General features: G+C 63.4%; 14 protein-coding genes. 8 read left to right on the forward strand and 6 right to left on the reverse strand.

Translation table 11 applies throughout. The annotated features are described in order from the left end of the window. Nucleotides 1-113 precede the first annotated feature (113 nt). On the forward strand, nt 114-794 hold the full coding sequence (locus KU43P_RS14345; protein WP_317658035.1) for a response regulator transcription factor: 681 nt from the start codon (nt 114-116) through the stop codon (nt 792-794). Further along, complete coding sequence (locus tag KU43P_RS14350; protein WP_317658036.1) at nt 772-2163, forward strand: sensor histidine kinase; 1392 nt, start codon at nt 772-774, stop codon at nt 2161-2163. Before KU43P_RS14345 ends, KU43P_RS14350 begins: the two co-directional genes overlap by 23 nt. 122 nt (nt 2164-2285) lie before the next feature. Here KU43P_RS14350 and cysS read toward each other — a convergent pair whose 3' ends face one another. Both cysS and KU43P_RS14360 read right to left on the reverse strand, forming a co-directional pair. Next, entirely contained in the window at nt 2286-3668 is a 1383-nt protein-coding gene (cysS, locus tag KU43P_RS14355; protein ID WP_317658037.1) for a cysteine--tRNA ligase, read from the reverse strand. Between the two features lie 9 nt (nt 3669-3677). After that, nucleotides 3678-5381, reverse strand: coding sequence for a glutamine--tRNA ligase/YqeY domain fusion protein (locus KU43P_RS14360; RefSeq protein WP_317658038.1), 1704 nt, complete (start codon nt 5379-5381; stop codon nt 3678-3680). Between the two features lie 235 nt (nt 5382-5616). Here KU43P_RS14360 and KU43P_RS14365 point away from each other — a divergent pair, with 235 nt between their 5' ends. Both KU43P_RS14365 and KU43P_RS14370 read left to right on the forward strand, forming a co-directional pair. Then, complete coding sequence (locus KU43P_RS14365) at nt 5617-6117, forward strand: peptidylprolyl isomerase (protein ID WP_317658039.1); 501 nt, start codon at nt 5617-5619, stop codon at nt 6115-6117. Then, nucleotides 6114-6836 carry a UDP-2,3-diacylglucosamine diphosphatase gene (locus KU43P_RS14370; RefSeq protein ID WP_317658040.1) on the forward strand — a complete coding sequence of 241 codons (723 nt, stop codon included), beginning with the start codon at nt 6114-6116 and terminating at the stop codon, nt 6834-6836. Before KU43P_RS14365 ends, KU43P_RS14370 begins: the two co-directional genes overlap by 4 nt. A 118-nt stretch (nt 6837-6954) precedes the next feature. Here KU43P_RS14370 and KU43P_RS14375 read toward each other — a convergent pair whose 3' ends face one another. Beyond that, complete coding sequence (locus tag KU43P_RS14375) at nt 6955-9273, reverse strand: acylase (protein ID WP_317658041.1); 2319 nt, start codon at nt 9271-9273, stop codon at nt 6955-6957. A gap of 196 nt (nt 9274-9469) precedes the next feature. Here KU43P_RS14375 and KU43P_RS14380 point away from each other — a divergent pair, with 196 nt between their 5' ends. Next, entirely contained in the window at nt 9470-9844 is a 375-nt protein-coding gene (locus tag KU43P_RS14380) for a fe2+ zn2+ uptake regulation protein (protein WP_317658042.1), read from the forward strand. A 36-nt stretch (nt 9845-9880) separates the two neighbouring features. On the opposite strand, the gene KU43P_RS14385 is transcribed toward KU43P_RS14380, so the two are convergent. Next, on the reverse strand, nt 9881-10069 hold the full coding sequence (locus KU43P_RS14385; protein WP_085626588.1) for a hypothetical protein: 189 nt from the start codon (nt 10067-10069) through the stop codon (nt 9881-9883). A 150-nt stretch (nt 10070-10219) separates the two neighbouring features. Between KU43P_RS14385 and KU43P_RS14390 the strand changes: the two genes are divergently transcribed. The 3 genes from KU43P_RS14390 (at nt 10220) to KU43P_RS14400 (ending at nt 11558) form a co-directional block, all read left to right on the forward strand. Beyond that, nucleotides 10220-10675, forward strand: coding sequence for a hypothetical protein (locus KU43P_RS14390; protein WP_317658043.1), 456 nt, complete (start codon nt 10220-10222; stop codon nt 10673-10675). A 280-nt stretch (nt 10676-10955) separates the two neighbouring features. Next, on the forward strand, nt 10956-11336 hold the full coding sequence (locus KU43P_RS14395) for a Mor transcription activator family protein (RefSeq protein ID WP_317658044.1): 381 nt from the start codon (nt 10956-10958) through the stop codon (nt 11334-11336). Between the two features lie 63 nt (nt 11337-11399). Further along, nucleotides 11400-11558, forward strand: coding sequence for a hypothetical protein (locus KU43P_RS14400; RefSeq protein ID WP_317663921.1), 159 nt, complete (start codon nt 11400-11402; stop codon nt 11556-11558). Nucleotides 11559-11748: 190 nt separating this feature from the next. Here KU43P_RS14400 and KU43P_RS14405 read toward each other — a convergent pair whose 3' ends face one another. Then, a complete protein-coding gene (locus KU43P_RS14405) occupies nt 11749-15423 on the reverse strand; it encodes a translocation/assembly module TamB domain-containing protein (protein ID WP_317658045.1) in 3675 nt (1224 codons plus the stop codon). Further along, on the reverse strand, nt 15420-17162 hold the full coding sequence (locus KU43P_RS14410; protein WP_317658046.1) for an autotransporter assembly complex protein TamA: 1743 nt from the start codon (nt 17160-17162) through the stop codon (nt 15420-15422). The genes KU43P_RS14405 and KU43P_RS14410 overlap by 4 nt, the downstream gene beginning before the upstream one ends. Between the last annotated feature and the right edge of the window lie 48 nt (nt 17163-17210).

A 17210-nucleotide genomic window follows, 5' to 3' on the forward strand; every position in this document is an offset into this window, starting at 1 on the left:
CTTGCCGGCGATAGCGCCAGTGCAGGCCAAAGCCGTCAGATGAATTTTTCTTAAATCGCCGTTTGGCTATTCTTTGGCACAATCAAGTCTCCTTTAGACGCCCAGGAACGAGCATGCCACGTGTACTGACCATCGAAGACGACGCCGTCACCGGCCAGGAAATCGTCGCCGAACTGACCAGCCACGGTCTGGAAGTGGAGTGGGCCGACAACGGCCGCGAAGGCCTGGCCAAGGCCATTGCCGGCGGTTACGACCTGATCACCCTGGACCGCATGCTGCCCGAGGTCGATGGCCTGACGATCGTCACCACCCTGCGCAACCTCAAGATTGCCACGCCGATCCTGATGATCAGCGCCCTGTCCGATGTCGACGAACGTGTACGCGGCCTGCGCGCCGGTGGTGACGACTACCTGACCAAGCCGTTCGCCTCCGACGAGATGGCCGCCCGGGTCGAGGTGCTGCTGCGTCGCAACAGCGTGCCCATGACCCAGACCCGCCTGCAGGTCGCCGACCTGCAACTGGACCTGATCAGCCACGAGGCACGCCGCGGCGAGCAGACACTCAACCTGCTGCCCACCGAATACAAGCTGCTGGAGTACCTGATGCGCCACAGTGGCCAGGTGATTACACGGATGATGATCTTCGAGGAAGTCTGGGGCTACCACTTCGACCCCGGCACCAATCTGATCGACGTGCACATCGGCCGCTTGCGCAAGAAGATCGATTCCCCCGGGCAGTCGCCGCTGATCCGTACGGTACGGGGCTCCGGCTATGCCATTGCTGAACCCGTCTAAGGGCTGGAGTTCTTCGACCAGCCGCCTGCTGGCACTGTACAGCTTCCTCTTCGTGGCCTGGAGCAGCATCCTCATGGGGGTGCTGTACTTCGAGGTGTCCAGCTACCTGAACAAGCTAACTCGCCACTCCATGCTGCAGCGCCAGCACCTGTTCGCTCACATGAGCGGCAAGCAGCTCGATGACGCACTGGTCGCGAGCCAAGCCTTCGAGGAGCGGGCGTTCGATGCCTATGGCCTGTTCGATGCCCAGTTGAACCCGGTTGGCGGGCGCATCCGCGCCATTCCGCCTGAGCTCGGCCTGGACGGCAAGGTGCACGAGCTCAAGCGCTGCCTGGACGCCGATGACCCGCACATGCCGCGCGACAGCTGCGACGCAGTGGCGATCAAGGTGCAGGACGGTCGCTGGCTGGTGCTGTTCCGCGACAATGGCTCACTGTTCGTGGTCACCCGCATCATCCTGCACGCGCTGCTCTGGGGCATCTCCCTGACCCTGATCCCAGGCTTTGCAGGCTGGTACCTCTTGCGCCGACGCCCGCTCAAGCGCATCCGCGCGATCCAGGCCCAGGCCGAGCTGATCGTCGCTGGCGACCTTACCCACCGGCTTCCACTGTCGGCACGGCGTGATGAGCTGGACATGTTGGCAGCCATCGTCAACGCCATGCTCGACCGTATCGAACGACTGATGCACGAAGTCAAAGGGGTCTGCGACAACATTGCCCACGACCTGCGCACGCCCCTCACCCGCCTGCGTGCCCAGCTGTATCGCATCCGCCAGCAGAGCGAGGCGGATTCACCGCAGGCCGAGGCCCTGGACCAGGCCATCGGCGAGACCGACACCTTGATGGCGCGTTTTCGCGGCCTGTTGCGCATCAGCGAACTTGAGGACCGTCAGCGCCGCGCCGGCTTCGTCGAGCTCGACCCGCACGACTTGCTGGTTGAACTGCATGATTTCTACCTGCCTCTGGCCGAGGACGGTGGTATTCGCCTGCAGTTGCAGCAGCCTGAGCAGTTGCCGGCGTTGCACGGCGACCGTGAATTGCTGTTCGAAGCACTGGCCAATCTGGTGGGCAACGGCATCAAGTTCACCCCTGAAGGCGGCCGAGTGGCCATCAAGGCCACGCACGATGAGCGAGGTGTGCACATCGCCATCGAGGACAGCGGCCCGGGGATTCCCGAGGAAGAACGCACGGCAGTGTTGAAGCGCTTCTACCGCAGCGATGAAGGCCACCGGCACCCGGGGTTCGGGCTAGGGTTGTCGATCGTTGCGGCAATCGTCGACCTGCACGGGTTCGGGCTGGAGATCGGCGAAAGCGAGATAGGTGGGGCGAAGCTGGTGCTGCACTGCCCGTTGGCGGGGTTGCGCAAATAGACACTGGGGTCGCTTTTGCGACCCAATCGCCGGCGAGCCGGCTCCCACAGGTTCTGCGTCGCCCTCACTGTGGGAGCCGGCTTGTCGGCGATTGGGCTGCAAAGCAGCCCCAGTTGTCGCGATCAGTCCGCCAGACGCCAGGTGGTCCCACCCTTGCCATCTTCCAGCACCACGCCCATGGCGGTCAGCTGGTCGCGGATACGGTCGGATTCAGCCCAGTTCTTGTCCGCACGCGCCTGCAGGCGCGCCTGAATCAAGGCTTCCACCTCGGCGGCATCGACTTTGCCTTCCGCGCCTGCACGCAGGAAGTCATCAGCCTCGAGCTGCAGCACGCCCAGCACATCTCCCAGCTCACGCAGGCGACCGGCCAGGCCGGCAGCGGCGTCGAGGTCGCTGTCACGCAGGCGGTTGATCTCGCGCACCAGGTCGAACAGCACGGCACAGGCTTCCGGCGTACCGAAGTCGTCGTTCATCGCCACGCTGAAGCGCTCGACGAATTCCTCACCGCCCTTGGCCGCAACGCGCGGCAGACCACGCAGGGCGTGATAGAAGCGCTCCAGCGCCCCCTTGGCATCGCGAAGGCTGTCTTCGGAGTAGTTGATGGCGCTGCGGTAGTGGCTGGCCACCAGCAGGTAGCGCACCACCTCCGGGTGGTACTTGTCGAGCACGTCACGGATGGTGAAGAAGTTGTTCAACGACTTGGACATCTTCTCGCCATTGATACGGATCATGCCGCAATGCATCCAGGCGTTGGCGTACTGCTTACCGGTAGCCGCTTCGCTCTGGGCGATCTCGTTCTCGTGGTGCGGGAACTCAAGGTCACTGCCACCACCGTGGATGTCGAAGCTCTCGCCAAGGCAGCAGGTGGACATCACCGAGCACTCGATGTGCCAGCCAGGACGGCCTGGGCCCCACGGCGAATCCCAGTAGGGCTCGCCCGGCTTGACGCCCTTCCACAGCACGAAGTCGAGCGGATCCTGCTTGGCCTCGTCGACCTCGATGCGGGCGCCGATGCGCAGGTCTTCGATCTTCTTGCGTGACAGCTTGCCGTAGCCGACGAACTTGCCGACCCGGTAGTACACATCGCCGTTGCCCGGCGCGTAGGCGTAGCCCTTGTCGATCAGGGTCTGGATCATCGCGTGCATACCGGGGATATGGTCGGTGGCACGCGGCTCCTGGTCCGGCGGCAGGATGTTCAGGCGGCGCTCGTCTTCGTGCATCGCATCGATCATGCGGGCAGTCAGCGCGTCGAACGACTCACCGTTCTCGTTGGCCCGGTTGATGATCTTGTCGTCGATGTCGGTGATGTTGCGCACATAGGTCAGCTCGTAGCCGCTCTTGCGCAGCCAGCGGGTGACCAGGTCGAAGGCCACCATGCTGCGGCCGTGGCCAAGGTGGCAGTAGTCGTACACGGTCATGCCGCACACGTACATGCGCACCTTGTTGCCATCGAGCGGCTTGAAGGCTTCCTTGGTCTTGCTCAGCGTGTTGTAGATGTTAAGCACGGCGGTTCCTTAGCTGCCCCAGGAGTCACGCAGGGTGACGGTGCGGTTGAACACCGGGCGGCCCGGCTGGCTGTCCTTGAGGTCGGCGCAGAAGTAGCCTTCGCGCTCGAACTGGAAGCGGTCTTCCGGTTGCGCCTGACCCAGCGACGGCTCAGCGCGGCAGCCGGTCAGCACTTGCAGGGAATCTGGGTTGATGTTGTCGAGGAAGGTGCCGCCGTCCTCGGTCTTTTCCGGGTTCGGCGAGCGGAACAGGCGGTCGTACAGGCGTACTTCGCACTCGACGCTGGCTTCGGCCGGCACCCAGTGGATCACGCCCTTGACCTTGCGGCCCTCGGGATTCTTGCCCAGGGTGTCCGGGTCGTAGGAGCAGCGCAGCTCGACGATGTTGCCGTCGGCATCCTTGATCGCCTCATCGGCGCGGATCACGTAGCTGCCGCGCAGGCGCACTTCACCGGCCGGTTCCAGGCGCTTGTAGCCCTTGGGTGGCTCTTCCATGAAGTCGTCACGGTCGATGTAGATTTCACGCGCGAACGGCAGCACACGAACGCCCATGTCCTCTTTCGGGTGACGCGGCAGCTCGAGCTGTTCGACCTGGCCTTGCGGGTAGTTGGTGATCACCACCTTCAGCGGGCGCAGCACGCACATGGCGCGTGGCGCGGTGCGGTCCAGGTCGTCACGGATGCTGAATTCGAGCATCGACATGTCGACCACGCCGTCGGAACGGTTGGTACCGACCATCTCGCAGAAATTGCGGATCGAGGCGGGGGTGTAGCCACGGCGGCGGAAGCCCGACAGGGTCGACATGCGCGGGTCATCCCAGGCGCTGACGTGTTTTTCGTCGACCAGTTGCTTGAGCTTGCGCTTGGAGGTGATGGTGTAGTTCAGGTTCAGGCGGCTGAACTCGTACTGGCGCGGGTGCGCCGGTACCGGCAGGTTGTCAAGGAACCAGTCGTACAGCGGGCGGTGGCCTTCGAACTCGAGGGTGCAGATCGAGTGGGTGATGCCTTCGATGGCATCGGACTGACCATGGGTGAAATCGTAGTTCGGGTAGATGCACCACTTGTCACCGGTCTGGTGGTGGTGGGCGTGACGGATGCGGTAGAGGATCGGGTCGCGCAGGTTCATGTTCGGCGAGGCCATGTCGATCTTCGCGCGCAGCACGCGTTCGCCGTCCTTGTACTCGCCGGCCTTCATGCGGGCGAACAGGTCGAGGTTCTCTTCGACGCTGCGCTCGCGGAACGGGCTGTTCTTGCCAGGCTCGGTCAAGCTGCCACGGTATTGCTTGGCTTGATCAGGGGTCAGGTCGCAGACATAGGCCTTGCCACGCTTGATCAGTTCGACGGCCCAGTCGTGCAACTGGTCGAAGTAGTCCGAGGCATAACGCACGTCGCCGGCCCAGTCGAAGCCCAGCCATTTGACGTCGCTCTGGATGGCGTCGATGTATTCCTGGTCTTCCTTGGCCGGGTTGGTATCGTCAAAGCGCAGGTGGCAGACGCCGCCGAATTCCTTGGCCAGGCCGAAATTGACGCAGATCGACTTGGCGTGGCCGATGTGCAGGTAGCCGTTGGGCTCCGGCGGGAAGCGGGTGACGATGCTGCTGTGCTTGCCCGAGTCCAGGTCGGCCTGGATGATCGGCCGCAGGAAGTTCGCAGGGACAGCGGGGGCGCCTTTGGCAGCGGCGTTGGGCGCGTTGTCGGCAGTGGGCTTGCTCATAGGATCCTTGAATGCACGTGTCCGGCCTGGGTAGGCCGATTGAATCAAAGGGCCTATCATAGCCGAAGCAGTCAAGCTGCTGACAGCCGGGCACCGACAAACTGGTGCGTTTTATTGCAACCCGTGCAAAATGGCCGACGCGCGCCATGTGTCGCGGTCGCCGGATGTTGCGTCAGGTGTTAACCCGCGCACTGCGCCCCCCTATTCCGATTGCCTTGAAAGAGCGAATTCCAGCATGTCCAAAGTCAAACTGACCACCAACCACGGCGACATCGTCATTCAACTGAACGCCGAAAAGGCGCCGGTGACCGTCGAAAACTTCGTTCAGTACGTCAAGGACGGCCACTACGACGGCACCGTGTTCCACCGTGTGATCAAGGGCTTCATGATCCAAGGTGGCGGTTTCGAAGCCGGCATGAACCAGAAGAAAACCCGCGCCAGCATCCAGAACGAAGCCGACAACGGCCTGAAGAACACCAAGTACAGCATCGCCATGGCCCGTACCATGGAGCCGCACTCCGCTTCCGCTCAATTCTTCATCAACGCTTCCGACAACGACTTCCTCAACCACAGCGGCAAGAACGTACAGGGCTGGGGCTACGCGGTATTCGGCGAAGTGATCGAAGGCCGTGAAATCGTCGAGGCGATCGAAAAAGTCGCCACCGGCTCCAAGGCCGGCCACCAGGACGTGCCGAAAGACGACGTGATCATCGAGAAAGCCGAGATCATTGAGTGATCCTGCTGATCTCCGATCTGCACCTGCAAGAAGAACGCCCGGACATTACCCGGGCGTTTCTTGATCTGCTCGACGGCCGCGCGCGGCATGCAACAGCCTTGTACATCCTGGGCGACTTCTTCGAAGCGTGGATCGGCGACGATGCCATGACGCCCTTCCAGCAGTCGATCTGCCAGGCCCTGCGCCGGCTGAGCGACAGCGGCACGGCGATCTACCTGATGCACGGCAACCGTGATTTCCTGCTTGGCCAGGACTTCTGCAAGGCTGCAGGCTGCACCCTGCTTGCCGACCCCAGCGTCATCACGCTGGGCGGCGAGCAGGTGCTGCTGATGCACGGCGACACCCTGTGTACCCGCGATGTCGGCTACATGAAGATGCGCCGCTACCTGCGCAACCCGCTCACCTTGTGGGTGCTACGCCACCTGCCGCTGTCCACGCGGCACAAGCTGGCGCGCAAGTTGCGCAGCGAAAGCCGCGCACAGGTACAGATGAAAGCCAACGAAATCGTCGACGTCACGCCTGAGGAAGTCCCCAAGGTGATGGCGGCGCACGGTGTGCGCACGCTGGTGCATGGCCACACCCACCGCCCGGCGATACACAAGCTGGTGGTGGACGGCGAGCCAGCGCGGCGCATCGTGCTGGGGGACTGGGACCGCCGAGGCTGGACCCTGCAGGTGGATGCCCAGGGCTTTGCACTGGAGCCGTTCGAGTTTTCCTGAAAGGCCCTACCGACCCTATCGCCGGCAAGCCGGCTCCCACAGGTTTGCTACAGGTCTCATGCCCTGCGCCGTACTTGTGAGAGCCGGCTTGCCGGCGATGAGGGCGGTAAAGCCCCGCTCAAGGCTGACTTGCCACCGCCCCCTTGTCCCGCTCGCTGATCACATACTGCCGGTACTGCGGATCAGCCTTGATCTGCGCCTCGGTAAACGGCATCGGTGCCAGCTGCTTGGCCGAAAACGCCTTGGTCTGGTCACTGGCATGGGCCGAACCCGCCTCGCTGGACTGCGAAAACGCCAGCAAGCCACGCGCCTGCGGCCCCTCATCGGTGAAGCTGACCAGTTGCAGGTAGCTGGTACCGCTGACCACCAACCGCTTGCCCGGCCCATGGGGCACGCTGAACATCGCGTTATAAACCCCCAAACCCTGCGGCCCTCCCGGCACCGGTGTGCCATCGGCCGCCTGCTGGATCTGCCCCCACTGACTGCCCTGCTCCACACCGGCCTTCGCTACCTGCTGGAGCGAAACCAGCGCCGCCTCGTGCACCAGTTTGCCCACGGCCGCCTGCTCTACAGCCAGGCCACGCGGTGTGTGTTGCGGGTCTGCCGGGTCGAACGCTACCCGCCAGACCCGTGGCTGCCTGGTCAGTACTTCGGCCATGTTACTGAAGTGCACCAGGCCGATCCCGCTGTTCAGGTCAGCCTTGCCATTCCAGGCCGCCAGGCTGGCGCAAACAGCCTGCACGTCTGCCTCGGCGCCTTTGCACCACTGCAGCAGGTCTGGTAGTACCAGGCTGGCCAGATAGACCTCGTCATCCAGTACCATCCGCTGCAAATCATCGACACCGAGCTTGGCGCTGCCCTGCAGGCGCTGCAAGGCAAAGCGCCCGCGCATGCCCATTGGTTGGTCATCGCGGCTGATCAACGGTGAAAAACCGCTCAGTGGCTGGGCCGGGTTGGCCATCCAGGCGGGGTCGTTGGAGTTCTGCACGAAGTCGTTGCGCTCAAGCTGCGGCAGCATGTGTGCCGGGAAGATTCCCGGCTGCGCGGCCTGCGCGTCGACCTTCCACTGGCAAGCACTGCGTGAGCCATCCAGCACCACCAGAGGCCCTTGCGCAGCGGGGTTGCTGCATTGGTTCAACAGCTGCTGATCGACATATGGCACCACCGACTGGTTCAGGTATAGCGCCCGGCCACCCTCGTCCACAGCCAGGGTGTTGACCCACGGGATGCCTTGCAGCTTGGTGATGGAACCTTTCAAGGCATCGAGGCTGTCAGCCCGGTTGATGCTGTACCACTGCTGCAGCACGCGGGTGTTGTCCAGGTTGGCATCACGCAGGCTGTAGGCGGCCTGGGTGTCCCAGTCCAGGCGGCCGGGCCACTGCACCACCGGCCCGAATTGCGAGCTGTAGAGCTGGCGCTCTACCTGGCTCAAGGTGCCGTCTGCTGCTTTTACGGTAACACTGACGGCTTGCCGGGTCAGAGGCAACGACTGGCCATCGAGCAGATAACGGGTCGGGTCCTTCGGGTCCAGTTGCAAGCGATAGAGCGTGAAGTGCTTCGACGTATCGACCGTGTGGGTCCAGGCCAGGTGCCGGTTGAAGCCGATGTTCACTACCGGCAGGCCAGGCAATGCGGCGCCCATCACATCCACCTGCCCGGGAATGGTCAACTGCATCTGGTAGAGTCGCATCCCGCCCATCCACGGGAAGTGCGGGTTGGCCAGCAACAGCCCGCGGCCATTGGCCGAACGCTGCCCTCCCAGCGCCACGGCGTTGCTGCCGCGTTCCGAGGCAAAGCGCTGCTGCTGGGCCAGTGCCGCGCCGAAACCGGCGGTGTCGCGCTGGCCGGCCAACTGCGGCGGTTGCGCTGCCGCCAGGGCTTCGACGAACTGGCCGACGCCACCTTCCACCAGCAGGCGACGGGTCAATTTCACCAGGTCCAGGCTGGTGATCGGCCGCAGCCATTCACCCGCCCCGCATTCGGCCGGCAGGCCCTGGCTGCGACGCTCGCCCAGCGCTCGGTTGAAGCCGCTGGCATAGCCTTCCAGCAGGTCACGCACCTGCGCGGGTTGGGCCTGGAGGAAGGCATTCACAGCGACTGGCGTATTGAGCCAGGTGAAGAACAGGTCACTGGCCAGATTGTCACGCTGTTCGAGGGTTTTGCCCTGGGGGCCAAAAAAGCGCGAGCGCTCACCGTTGACCGTCAACACCTCGTTGGCCAGCAGGCACAGGTTGTCCTGACCGTAGGCATAACCGATGCCATAGCCCAGGCCGCGCTCATTCTTGGCCAGGATATGCGGGACACCAAAGCTGGTTCGGCGGATCTTCGCACTGGCATCGGCGCTTGGTTCCCGCGCTTGAGCGGCAATGCTAGAGATGACCAGAGCAGCCGCCAGGCCTGCGCAGGTCAAGGGACGCGAAATCGACAACACGGGCATTCCTCGGATTCAGGGGGTCATTTCCGATCAAACGAATGCCTGGATGAAAATTTTACGCAAAGGAGGCAGGACAGTCGTCTTTATGGAAATCAGCCCTGCATCTTTTTTTCGCGAAGGCTGCAGATTTGCCGATCTCATTCGTCCTACTAAGTGAGCCACCCACATTTCGGGACAGTCCACGAAAAGGAGCATTCACATGTACAACCCGCAACCCTCGATGCACGCCGGGCGCGCACCGGCAAAGGCGACCCAGGGCCAAGGCGCTGGCGGGGACGAGCGTGTCGGCAACGAGCTGATTCGCGAGTTGCTGCGTGCCTATGGCCTGCGTACTAGCCTGATCCGCCTGAAGGTCATCGTTGCCCTGCACAATGCCGACCGCACGGGCCGCAGCATTGGCGTACGCGGGGTGCACGCGCAACTCGAGCAGTTGGACATCCCGTTGTCTTTCCTCAGCGTACGCGAGGTGCTCAAGCGCCTTTGCGCAGAAGGGGTAATAAGCCTGGGCAGCGACAAGTGCTACAGCCTCGACCCGCAGGCGCGCGCCCTGCTCGAGCAACCCTGCGTGCGCTGAAGGCTTGGCCGGCCAGTGCTGGCCGGCCCGCATGGGTCAAGGCTTGACCTTGCGCCGCAGAATCCCGTTGATCACGACCACGACCACGGCAATGGCGATGGCCAGCATCTGGAAGGTCTGTTCACTGATCGTGCCTTCTTTCTGCAGATGGGAAAGGCCCAGCATGAGGCCCAGCACCACCAGGATGATCAGGAGTGAATATTTGAGGCGCTGCACGTGTGTCATTGAAAGGTCCTTGCAACATCGGAGTCAAATGGCTCGCAACGAGCCGCGGCCATGATACAACGCCCTTGGCCACCGGCGCTGCATTTCCTGCTTAGCGTGGCTGGAGCGAGCTGAAAGCATGGGTGTCGCATGCCCCATGCTGGAGCCATCATGCTCAAACAAGCCCTGTTCATCCTGCCGCTTCCCACCCTCCCCGCTCACGCCCTCGATACCCACCAGGTTTCGCCGGAACAGTTGCTCGACCTGGGCAAGCTGCTAGCCGCCCATGCCGGCACCCACCCATGGCAACAAATGTGGCAACGCATTCGCGCAGAAGGCTATCTGCGGGCGCAGGAGCAACAGCCGCACTTCACCGTCGAGCAGGCACGCTTGCCCGAACTGGCCCGGCAGGGCCTGGACCAGGCTGAGCACGTCGAAGCCCTGAACAGCACTGTTGCACGCTATCGACGCCACTTCCCCGACCTCGTCATCGGCATCCAAGCGAAACAGGCGCTCAACGCCCCGTGCCTGGAGGTCGACTGGCGCACTTTGCTGCAAGGCATGGCTGACCATGCCGCCCCCTACCTCGGCAGTGCACGCCTGCTCAACAGCTATCCCTGCAACTAACTTGAGGTTCTGTTACCCACTTGAATGCAGGGAATGCCAGTTCACGAGATTCCAAGGCATCCAGCGCATTGCTGAAGGCAAGTCCTACAAGCGAAGAAAACGCTGCCTGCAACTCCTGTTCACCGAGGCTACAAGCACCAGACCACTTGGCGCCTAGCGACAGCCTTCACCGGTCACTGAAAATCAACCCACGCCAACGACACGACAACGCTGGTGAACACCAAACCCGCCAACGGATTTTCGAAGCAATCGCGCCCCACTCACCGCGAGGAAGCCTCACATGAAATTTCCAGATCTTTCTGCCATCGACATCAGCCAACTGCCGCATTCGCTTCAGGCACTGATCGAATGCATCGGCATCGAAAATGCCTATCAGCTCACCTGCGCCTATGGCGGCAGGCCCAAGTACATCCCCAAGCACCGAGAGCGGAGCAAGCTCGCCGAACTGCTGCCAGGTGAGGCGCTGGACGCGCTGATAAAGCGATTTGCCGGCGTGGCCCTGGAAATCCCCAAGGCAGACCACTTCATGCGCCAGCTGCGCAACCTGCAAATCCAGAAGGAAAGCGCCAACGGCTTGTCACGCAGCCTACTGGCCGACAAGTACGGCCTGAGCCTGCGTCAGATCGGCAACATTCGCCGCCAGGAGCTTTGCGTTCGCTGAGCGCTCGCGCCATGACCGCCAAGGGTCATGGCAAAAACCGCCCCCATGGAGAAAACGCTCACCATGTCCATTGACTCCAGCCTGATCGGTTCCGTCGTCAATGCCCTGCCCATGGATCGCATGATCGCCGGCCCCCTGCAAGCCATCGACTTGCTCACCGACGCGGCAAACCCCAACAACAACGCTGGAGGCGCCCCTGGCACCACGCCGGGCCAACCGTAACGGCAGCGTCCACGACCCTGCCAGGCCCCGCTGGTGACAGCGGGGCACCGCTTGATCGAAGAGTCGATTGATTGGAAGAACCAGCCGCCCCATGAAGGCCCGCCTGGTCGAAGTGATCACGCCTGCGCGCATCCCTCTTCCGCCCTGAAACCGACGAATTCCTCGAAGCCGCCACACGCGCTGACGGCCATCAGAAGTCGCGCTTGTAGAAGATATCCAGCGAGCTTGCCAGACCGCTGGCCGCTTCCAGGTAGACCTTCTTGCTCAGCTTGTAGCGCAAGGCGATGGTATTGGCTGGCTCGAACACCCCCACCCCATAACGCAGGCTCAGTTTTTCGGTCAGGTTGCCGCTGGCCACCACGCTGGTGCTATTGCCCGAGCCTTCGGTGTCCAGCTGGAAGTCATCGATGCCCAGGCTCGACGCCAGGCTGCCGGTGATTCCGGCGCTGCCAGCCAGCCCCAGGCCAAGCGCGGCCTCGGCAAGCATGTTGTTGTCCTCGCCCGAGGTGCCCAGCGGGCGCCCTAGCACCAGGTAGGACAGGGCCTGCTCCTGGCTCATGGCAGGTTCCGAGAACACCTTGGTGGTCGGTTGCTCGGCGCTGCCACTAAGGCGAATGCCGGCGATGACGTCATCGACCTGGCGGATCGCTTCGATATCCAGGTAAGGCTGATCGATGGGCCCGGCGAACAACAGGCGCGCTCGGCGGATGGTCAAGCGCTGGCCATAGGCGCGGTAGCGGCCATCGGCAAGGCTCAGCTCGCCACGCGTGTCCATGTTGTCGCCAATGTGCACATGGCCAAGCAGGTTGGCAGTCAGGCCGAAGCCGCTGAAGGACAGCTTGTCCCGCCCCACTTCCACATCGATGTCCATCGCCATGGCCATGGGTGCCTTGCCCTCTTCGGTCTGGTGACCCACGATGACCGTATCGTCCGAAACCTTCACGGTCGACGGCGGCAACTCGCGCACGGTGATCTTGCCCTTGGGCACAAGCACCTTGCCTGTCACTGCCAGTTTGTCGTCGATCATCTGCAGTTTGAGGTCCGGGGCCACTTCGAGCGTTGCGTAAGGTTCGACGGTAACCGGCAACTGCTGGCCCTGCAGATGCAGGTCCACCCCCAGGGCCTGGCCCCAGGTCAGTTGGCCGCTCAACTGGCCACGGCCGGCATCACCGCTGCGCCAGCCCCCGTTGAGATGCACCTGCTCGCCGGCAATCAAGGCCTGCAGCGACAGATCCTGCAGGCTGACGGGCAGCTCGGCGCCGCTCACTTCGCCACCACTGAGCACCAGGTTGCCGTTGACCTGCGGGGCCAGCAAGGTGCCGGACAACTGGCCACTGCCATTCAACTGCCCTGCCAGGCGTTCGACCATCGGCACGAAAGGCCGGGCAATCGACAGGTCGAGGCCGGCAAGGCGGAAATCACCTGATAGCGGCTTGTTCTTGCCCAGCGGATCGAGCCGGGTGTTGAGGCTGAGCTCGCCCAGACGCTCACCCCGGAATGCCAGGCGGGTATCGACGCGGCGGGGCGCCAGGTTGCTGTCGATACGCAGCGTCTGGTAAGGGAAGTCGATCCAGCGCCCTTTATCGCGCACCCGCAGGGTGCCGCCACTGGCATCGATGCTCAGCGTGCCTTTGGGCCCGCTGGCCGGGATGTCCAGGTTGACGTCGGCATTGAGCAGGCCGTGCCAGGCAAAATCCTTCGGTAACCATTGGGCAAGGCTTTGCAGCGGGAACTGCTTGAGGTGATAACGCAGGCGCGGTTCCGGTGCCAGGCGTTGATCCTCACCGCACAAACTGGCCTGACCGGAGCGCCAGCAATGGGCGCCGAAATCGAGTTGGCCGCTGGCCAGCCGCTGTAGCCGCGCTGGCGCTTGCAGTTGCCAGTCCTGGCCACCGGCCTGGATCCTGCCGCTAGCCAGGCGGCCACGCCAATCGCCTTTGTTCAGCTGGCCGTCCAGACCCAGATCAAGCTTCAATTGCGGACCATCAAGGCCGAGGGTCAGTGCCTGTTGGCGGATGTCGCCCTTGCCATTGGCCTGCAAGGTACCCAGCACGGTATCCCCCAGGCGGATTCCGTTGGCCTTGAGGTCGATCACGCCACGTTGGGCGCTGTCCAGGTTTGCCTCCAGATCCAGACGTTGGATACGGTTTTCCGCCTGCGCCAGTTGCTGGCCCAGCAAGGCCAGCTTGCCCTGGGGGGCTTTCAGTGTGCCACTCACATCCAGACGGCCTTTTACCTGCCCCTGCAACCTGGGCCACAGCTGGCCCAGGCGCGGCAGGTCGAGGTCGACACGGCCAGCCAAGCGCTGTTGCAGGCTGCCGCTGCCGTTGATGCGGTTGTCACCCAACTGCACGGACAACCCACCGAGCGTCCAGGCTTCCCCAGCGCCCTGAGCCTCGACCTTGAGCAGTGCCGGTTGGCCGCGCAGGCGGCCCTTGAGGTCGAGCTGGGCGTCGAGGGTGAGCTGTTCGCCCTTCATTTCGCCTTTGCTGCGCAACGGGCCCGCCAGGGTTCCGGGCAGTTCGGCGAGCCAGTAGGCCGGGTCGAGAGCCGACAATTGCAGGTCGACATCCCAGGCCAGCGTGTCGGCAAAGCGCACAGCGACACTGCCGGCAGCCTTGCCCTGGCCGGCAGTGAGGGCCAGTTGCGGCAGGCGCACCTGGCCCTGGTCACCGTCGAACGGACTGGCCACGCTGAAGGCCCCGGCGGGGCCATCGAGATCGCCCTTGAAGGCGCCCTGGTAATTGCCGTCGCGGTACTGCACCTGGGCGTTGAAACGCTTGAGCGTGACCTGCGGCGGCGTTTCCAGCGGATACAGGCGCAGCCAGGGGAAGTCTTGCCAGTCGAGCTGGGCATCGGCCACCAGGCCGTTCTGCCAGTCGGCGCTAGCCTGCAACTTGACGCGCTGGCTGTCGCTGGCCGTGAGGTCCAGGGCATCCAAATTTGCCCCTTTTGCATCGACCTTACCGCTCAGAGCCAGCGCGATAGGCGCCTGTTCGGCGGGCAGGCTGGCGCTACCGGAAAGCTGATAGCCCTTGAGCAGATCCCCTTCCGCATCAAGCTTGAGCTGGTTGAGCTGAAGCGTGTCGGGCAGCGATGCAGTGGGTTTGAACGCCTCGGAACGGATCTGCACCCTGGCCGGCAGATGCTCGGCCAATGCCTGCAAGCTGCCGGTAAGGTGCGCATCGAGGTAGCCGCTGCTGGTCGCATCGAGGTCCAGGGTCTTCTGCAACTCGCCCTTGGCCGTCAGCGCCAGTTGCCAGGCCTGCCCTTGCACCTTGGGCAACTGCACCTGCCCCTGCAGTTGCACAGGCCAGTCGCCCTCAGGCTGCAGGTCACCCTGCAGGCTCACCTGCAATTCATCGCGCTGCAGGTGCAGGCTGTCGATGCGCAGGCCGGTGGCAGTCCAGTGCGCCGCCAGGTGCAGATCACCCAACAGGTCGCTGCCATCCAGGCGTACCTGACCTACCTTGACCTCACCCAGCTCGATGGCCAGCGGCAGGCGCAGGGTCGGGAGTTGCAGGGGGCCGCTTTCGGCGGGCTGATCGCTTGGCGCGAACGCCATGTCGATACGTTCGGCCTGCAGCTGGTCGATGCACAATTTGGCCCTCAGGAGGCAACCTGGAGACCAGTTCAGCAGCGGCCCCTGCACCTCGACGCGGTTGCCAGCGTCGATCCAGCTCAACTGGCTGGCCTGCCAAGTGCCCGCCAGGCGACCTTTGAAATCGGTTACTACCAGGCCCGGCACCTTCCCGAGCACCCAGCGGCTGCCCCCTTCGGTACCCAGCAATAACCCCAGGGCCAGCACCACCAGCAACACACTGCCAAGCACGCCCAGCAGAATGAATTTCAACACACGCATCACAGCTCAGGCCCCATGGAGAAGTGCAGGCGAATACCGCCGTCGTCATCGAGCGCCTTGGCCAGGTCCAGGCGCAGCGGCCCGACCGGCGAAACCCAGCGCACACCAAAACCGACACCGGTCTTGAGGCTGGGCAGCTCCAGGGTATTGAACGCATTGCCCTGGTCGACAAAGGTCGCCACGCGCCACTTTTCGGTCAGCGAATACTGGTACTCGACACTGCCTGCCACCAGATAGCGGCCACCGATTCGGTCGCCATCGCTGTTCTTGGGCGATAGCGTCTGGTAGTCATAGCCACGCACGCTCTGGTCACCACCGGCGAAGAAGCGCAACGACGGCGGGATGTTGTTCTTGTAGCCGTTGGTGGCGCTGCCACCGAACTGCACACGGCCCAGGAACCGATGGTTGTGGCCCAGGGTGGTCAGGCCCTTGAGCAGGACATTGCCATGCAGCAGGTTGGTGTCCGACACCAGCCCTTCCTTGGCCACCTGCGTGTCGAACTGCAGGCGATAGCCATTGTGCGGATCGATACGGTTGTCGCTGCGCAGGTACGAGAAGCTCACACCGGGCATGAGCAGGTTGCTCAGCCCCGAGTCATCGCCCAGGCGATATTCTTCGCGCTGATACTTGAGGGAAATCACCCGCTGCCAGCCGCTGGGCAACTTGCTGTGCCATTCCGGGCCGACGGTCAGCAGCTTGCTGAGGGTGTCGGTGCCGGCAATCTCTTCGTTCTGGTAGCCACCGGCGAAACGCAGCTTGTCGGTCAGCGGCGGATCCAGGGGCACGTCGTACCACAGGCCGACGTTCTGCCGGGGCGCCGACAGTTCGGTTTCCCAGCCGTAGCTGTGGCCCTGGGCGTTGACCCAATGGCGTGTCCAGTTGGCCTTGGCGCGCGGGCCGACGTCGGTCGAAAAGCCCAGGCCCAGGCCCATGGTTCTTGGCTTGCGGATGTCCAGGCGCACATCCACAGGGATTTCTTCGGCCACGGCGGCGGTGGGCGCGGCGTCTACCCTCACGCCTTCGAAGTAGCCGCTCGACTGCAGGTCATTGTTGAGTTCGGCGATCAGCTCTGAGTCATACGGCGTGCCGGGCTTGAAGGAAACCATGCGGTGCAGCAGTTCTTCGTCCAGCGGCGAATCACCGCTGAATCTGACCGCACCCAGGCGATAACGTGGGCCGCTCTGGTACACCAGTTCGATGTCAGCTACCCCGGCCTGGGGGTCGACCGCCAAGCGCTGGCGGCTGAAGTGCCCACTGAAGAAGCCGTAGCGCGAGGCCTGGTTCTGGATCAGCCGCTTGGCATCTTCATACGTGCCATGGTTGAGCGGCTCGCCTGCCCGCAGCGCTCTGCTGTCGGGCACGCGAAAGGCCTTCATCTCGCTGGCGGGCCCTTCGATGCGCACGGTCACGTTGCGCAGGCGCACCGGCTCGCCCGGGTCGATATGAATGATGAGTTTTGCCGGCTGATCGGCCTTGGTCGGCGGTTTGACCTCGGTGTCGATCTGCGCCTGATAATAGCCAAGTGCCTGCGCCGCCTTGCGCGCCTGCTCCTGTGCCCCGCGACTGAAGCGCAACAGCGCTTCCTCATCGCGGTCTCCAAGGTTGCCGATATAGCCTTCGACATTGGCCTTGAGCGCCTTGTTGGCGGGTTTAACCTGCACCAGCAACTCGCTCTGGCCCCATGCTGCGAAACTGGCGGCCCAGATAACCAGGCCCCAGGTCAGTCTTCCTGAATACGTCATGCCGCGCATGCTACCAGAGCCAGCCGCTCAAGGGAGCCGTCAGGCGAG

This window comes from Pseudomonas sp. KU43P (assembly GCF_033095865.1).
Classification (GTDB): Bacteria; Pseudomonadota; Gammaproteobacteria; order Pseudomonadales; family Pseudomonadaceae; genus Aquipseudomonas.